At 49.6% G+C, this 5,504-nt stretch carries 5 protein-coding genes; all 5 read left to right on the plus strand.

Annotation, left to right across the window (positions count from 1 at the left end; translation table 11 throughout):
- Positions 1-18 precede the first annotated feature (18 nt).
- Positions 19-1,578, plus strand: coding sequence for a chloride channel protein (locus Q0E49_RS07745; protein ID WP_295747732.1), 1,560 nt, complete (start codon positions 19-21; stop codon positions 1,576-1,578).
- 57 nt (positions 1,579-1,635) lie between these two features.
- The gene (gene secG / locus Q0E49_RS07750) at positions 1,636-1,875 is read left to right on the plus strand and encodes a preprotein translocase subunit SecG (protein ID WP_180961316.1); all 240 of its coding nucleotides are present in this window, start codon (positions 1,636-1,638) and stop codon (positions 1,873-1,875) included.
- Between the two features lie 112 nt (positions 1,876-1,987).
- Complete coding sequence (rnr, locus tag Q0E49_RS07755) at positions 1,988-4,402, plus strand: ribonuclease R (protein ID WP_295747736.1); 2,415 nt, start codon at positions 1,988-1,990, stop codon at positions 4,400-4,402.
- 31 nt (positions 4,403-4,433) lie between these two features.
- The gene (gene smpB / locus Q0E49_RS07760; RefSeq protein ID WP_295747739.1) at positions 4,434-4,907 is read left to right on the plus strand and encodes an SsrA-binding protein SmpB; all 474 of its coding nucleotides are present in this window, start codon (positions 4,434-4,436) and stop codon (positions 4,905-4,907) included.
- Positions 4,908-5,087: 180 nt separating this feature from the next.
- Positions 5,088-5,504: DUF969 family protein (locus Q0E49_RS07765; protein ID WP_295747742.1), on the plus strand; the 417-nt coding region annotated here is incomplete at its 3' end.

The raw sequence follows: 5,504 nt of genomic DNA on the forward strand, positions 1-5,504 counted from the left end.
ACGATTGGGAGGAGCATTGTGAAAAAGAGAGAAGCAAAAATTGAAACTTTAAACTACGGTAGTCTTCGCCCGCTGCTCAGGGCGGTGATTATCGGTCTGTTAACTGGTCTGGTCGTTAGTGTATTTCGGCTTTGTATCCAGCACGTTCTTGGGTGGGTGATGACTTGTTTTAAGTACTTTCATCACCAACCATTAATGCTGATTCCGTGGGTTGGTGGTTCGGTGATGATTGCCCTGATCCTGGGGACAATGTCACAGCACCATCCCGACATTAAGGGATCAGGGATTCCCCAGGTTGAAGGGCAATTGACCGGCCAATTTGACGAACCATGGTGGCCAGTACTGTGGCGTAAGTTTGTTGGCGGGATCATCGGGATCGGTTCTGGTCTCTTTCTTGGGCGGGAAGGGCCATCGATTCAGCTTGGCGCGACAATCGGCCAGGGTTGGAGCGAATTTCGTCATAAAAAAGGAATCGAACGACGGGTCGGCATCGCCAGTGGTGCCGCTGCTGGTCTGTCAGCAGCCTTTAATGCACCCATTGCTAGTACGATGTTTGTTATTGAAGAGGTGTACCACAATTTTTCGCCGTTAGTGTGGCTCTCGGTGTTTGTCAGCGCCCTGAGTTCGAACATGGTGTCTGTCCAGTTCTTCAGTTTGAAGCCTGATCTCGGGATTAGCTACCAGCAGCCGTTGCCGCTTAACCAGTATTGGCACCTGGTGGTCCTAGGGATCTTGCTCGGCCTCTTGGGGCGGCTATACCAGTATGTTATTCTCCGGTTACCGGCGTGGACGCGACGGGTCAAGTGGGTCAAACCAGCATGGTATCCAGTGGTGCCCTTTTTGCTGTTGATTCCTGTCGCCTGGTTTTTCCCGCTGACTCTCGGCGGAGGTAACCAGTTGATCGTTACAATTGATCAGTTGCCAGTTTCGGTGAAATTGTTTGCCGGCTTATTCTTGCTGCGTTTTGTCTTCTCAATGATTAGTTATGGTTCCGAACTACCAGGGGGAATTTTTCTGCCAATCCTGACGTTAGGCGCGCTGATTGGCGGACTGTATGCGGCAGCAGCGGCTCACCTGGGACTGATGCCGGACCGCTATATGGACAACATGATTATCTACGCGATGGCGGGCTACTTTGCCTGCATCAGTAAAGCTCCCTTTACGGCCATCCTGCTCATTACCGAGATGGTGGGGTCACTGGCCTTCTTGATGCCCCTCGCCATTGTGGCAGTAGTTGCTTACCTGGTTGTCGATAGTCTGGGCGGCGCGCCAGTCTATATGGCGATGTTCCGCAACTTTATGCACCAGCAGCCAATTAAGCCCTTCGTTGGGTTTACTAAGGTGACGGTGGCCGTTTTTGCTGGGTCACGGTTGGACGACTTAGCAGTCAGGAACTATTGCTGGCCAACAGGGTGCCTGTTAACCAGTGTTTACCGTGGCGACGAACACATTACCCCGAACGGTAGTACAATTTTGCGGGCGGGTGATACCCTGGTAGTGGAACTTACCGGGAAAAACCAGTTGGCAAAGGAAAAACAAATCAACCAGGCTGCTCACGACCCTGCTAATGGTCAATGACAGTGAAATGTGTTAGTATAAATAAGTTAAAGTGAGTAGAAAAGAGGAGGAAACACTGTGGAGAAGATTTTGATGACACTCTTCCTGATTGACTGTGTTGTATTGATTGCGTGCGTAATGATGCAGCCAGCGAAGAATGATAATGATGCGATGTCAGCGCTGACGGGTGGTGCTGGCGACCTCTTTTCCCGGCGGAAGCCGCGGGGCTTTGAAGCGGTCATGCAAATCGTTACCGTTATTTTTGGTGCCCTGTTTTTCATCTTGGCACTAGCCCTGGTTTTTGTCTCATCACACTAGTTGATTAAATAGTTAACAAAAAACGCAGTCTCCGGTGGTGCCTGGTATTCGAGAAAATGAATGCTTGGCACCCCTTGTGCTTTTTAGGGCAGACTGCCGATGAAGGAGTATTATGACTGAACAACAGAAGCAATTAGCAGAACAAATTTTGCAGTGCCTCGCTGACAACGTGAAGATTAGCTTGTCGGCGGAAAAAATCGCCCGGTTACTAGGCATGCCGGATGCTGACCAATTTACCCCGATTGTTCAAACACTAGCCCAGTTAGAGCGTGATGGAAAAGTGACCGTCACAGACCAGGGGGAATTCCAACTGGTGATTAAAGATAAGCCACTGACTGGTGTTTTTCGGGCCAACGAACGTGGCTTCGGCTTTGTTCATTACGACCCAGAAATGCCTGACATCTACATTAATTCTGATGACACCCTGAACGCCTTAAATGGTGATCAGGTGGCCGTTAAGATTTTGCAACCGGGAGACCCAACCCGTGGTCGGGGACCGGTTGGCAAGGTGACTGAGGTGGTCGAACACCACTTTACCCACATGGTTGGTGAATTTAAGACGATCTCGTTAGATCACTTCATTGGGGAAGTCGTCCTCAAGGATAAGAAATTAAGCCAGTATAAGTTTTACGTGACGGATAAGGGCCTTCACCCGGCGGATAACGAAATTGTTAACGCTACGGTGGAAACCTACCCGACTAAGGAGTCACCAAATGTGCTGACCGGGGCCGTGCTGGAAGTGATTGGTGATGCTGACCAGCCTGGAGTGGACATTATGTCGGCTGTCTATGCTCACGATGTTCCGCACCAGTTTTCTGATGAGGCAATGGCACAAGCCAAGAAAGTGGAAAAGCAAATTAGCGCTGATGAAAAGCGAGGTCGTAAGGATGTCACTGACCAGCCACTAGTGACAATCGACAGTATTGAGTCCAAGGACCTGGATGACGCGGTAGTTGCCTGGAAACTGCCCAATGGGAACTATCACCTGGGAGTCCATATTGCCGACGTCAGTCACTACGTTCAACCAGGAACACCACTGGATCGTGATGCATACGAACGGGGGACGTCCGTCTACTTGACGGACCGTGTCATTCCAATGCTTCCCAAGCGATTGTCAAACGGTATTTGCTCCTTAAACCCGGGGGAAGAACGTTTGTCGATGAGCTGTGAAATGGAAATTAACCCCCAGGGGAAAGTGGTTAAGCACTGGATTGGTCCTAGTGTGATGAAGTCCCATGCCCGGATGACTTATAAGGCGGTCAACGCGATTATTGAAGATCATGACCCCCAAGTTATGTCGCAGTACCACGACTTGGTACCAATGTTTGAAACGATGAATGACCTTCATCACATTCTTTTAAATGCCCGTCACCGGCGGGGAGCCATCGATTTTGAGGCACCGGAAGCCAAAATAATTGTCGATGCTCAGGGACACCCAACCGACATTCAACTGCGTGAACGGCGGACAGCCGAAAAGCTGATCGAGTCCTTTATGCTGGCAGCAAACGAGACGGTGGCCGATCATTTCTACCACCTTCACGTGCCGTTCCTTTACCGGGTGCACGAAACTCCTGACCATGACCGGATGCGAGACTTCTTTGACTTCCTTGGTGTCTTTGGTATCCAAGTGCCGGGGGATGTTAATAATGTCACTCCGAAGATGTTACAGCGGGTCCTGGCGAAGGTCGCAGGTGAGCCCGAAGAGCAGATGGTTCAAGTAATGATGCTGCGGTCTATGCAGCAGGCCCGATACAGTGATGAAGAACTGGGTCACTTTGGCCTGGGCGCTAAGTATTACACGCACTTTACGTCGCCAATCCGCCGTTACCCAGACACAATGGTTCACCGGATGATCAAGTATTATGCTGCCCACGGAACTGGTGAAGAAGCGAAGAGCAAGTTCCGTGACCGCTTAGAGGAAATTGCCGAGCACACGTCGACAACTGAGCGGCGGGGGATCGATACCGAACGTGATGTGGACTCAATGAAAAAAGCGGAATACATGGAAGATCACATTGGTGAAACTTTTGATGCCGTTGTTAGTTCTGTCATGAAGTTTGGTCTCTTTGTTGAGCTGAAAAACACCGTCGAAGGGCTGGTTCATATCAGCGTGATGGATGATGACTATTATGAGTACGAAGAAAAGCACATGGCACTGGTGGGACGCCATCATCACCACATTTTCCAGATCGGCCAACCGGTTAAGGTTAAGCTGCTGCGGGTCGATAAGGACCAGCGAGAAGTAGACTTCGCCCTCGTTAATGCTGATGATGCGCCAACGACCAAACTACGGGTTTCTTCACCCGACCGGGATCGCCGTTCTCGCCACGGCCACGGTCACTCTCGCTCGCGGAACTCGCGGAATAATAACCATCGTCAACAAATGGGGCACGGCCGGGGTGGTCATCAGGGATCGCGGCATGGTAACGGGCAAAAGCGGTACCACAGTAAATCGCAGGGAAGTCAGCACCAGCATAACAAGCAACATGGCGGTCACCGTTTTACGATTCGCGAACGCCGCCACTAATTTCCTTGAGACCTGTTAGGAGGCGATGAAGGTGGCAAAACGCAAACACCAGCAAAAAGATGACAACTTGGTCGCACAAAATCGTAAAGCCCGCCATGATTATTTTGTTATCGAAACGGTGGAAGCCGGATTGGTACTCACCGGGACGGAAATTAAGTCTGTCCGGGCACGTCGCGTGAACCTCAAGGATGGGTATGCGCAGATTCGTAATGGTGAAGGCTGGTTAATGAACGTCCACATTAGTGAATACGCTAACGGCAACATCTTCAACCAGGATCCGTTGCGCAACCGGAAGTTGTTGCTCCATAAGAAGCAACTTAATAAACTAGCCGGGGAGCTCAGCGTGGGCGGATTAACATTAATCCCCCTGAAGATGTACATCAAGAATGGTTATGCGAAAGTCCTTCTGGGGCTGGCAAAGGGGAAACACCAATATGACAAGCGACAAGCAATCAGAAATCGTGATGCTGCCCGCCAGATTGAACGAGTAATGAAGCACTACTAGAATTGCAAAATAAAAAAACTCACGTTGCGATGCAGCGTGAGGTTTTTTATTGGTTAATCAGCTCCAACAGCTTGTTTAAAAAAGGCGAAAACGCTTTGAACATTAATTAATAAAAGAATATGAGATTGTTAATCGCAAGGCGATAAAGAATGATAAAATGTACCTCAAAGAGGTGTGATGATGCAATATTTAAGACTGATTGGTATTTTAATTATTATTCTTGGATTTGCCTTTAAACTTGATACGGTTGCAACGGTAGTTGTGGCTGCGGTTGTGACTGCGCTCTGCTCGGGAATGAGCATTACCCAGACACTAACGGTAATTGGTAAATCATTTGTTGACAACCGCATGGTAACGCTGTTCTTTCTGACGTTGCCAATGATCGGTTTAGTTGAAAGCCATGGGATGAAGGTAATGGCCGTTAACGGGATTAGCAAGCTGAAGCGGCTCACGGCCGGTGGGCTGCTGGACGTGTACATGATCCTGCGGGAAATCTTGCTGTTCTTTGGTATCAATATGAACGGTCAAGTAGCACTGGTTCGGCCGCTTTTGTCACCAATGACGATGGCTGCTGCTGAAAAGAGCACGAAGTTGACG

The sequence above is a fragment of the uncultured Limosilactobacillus sp. genome, assembly GCF_934202235.1.
GTDB lineage: Bacteria > Bacillota > Bacilli > Lactobacillales > Lactobacillaceae > Limosilactobacillus.

Excerpts from the sequence above, each read along its gene's own strand:
- rnr (WP_295747736.1), top strand. The coding sequence starts at position 1,988 with ATGACTGAACAACAGAAGCAATTAGCAGAACAAATTTTGCAGTGCCTC.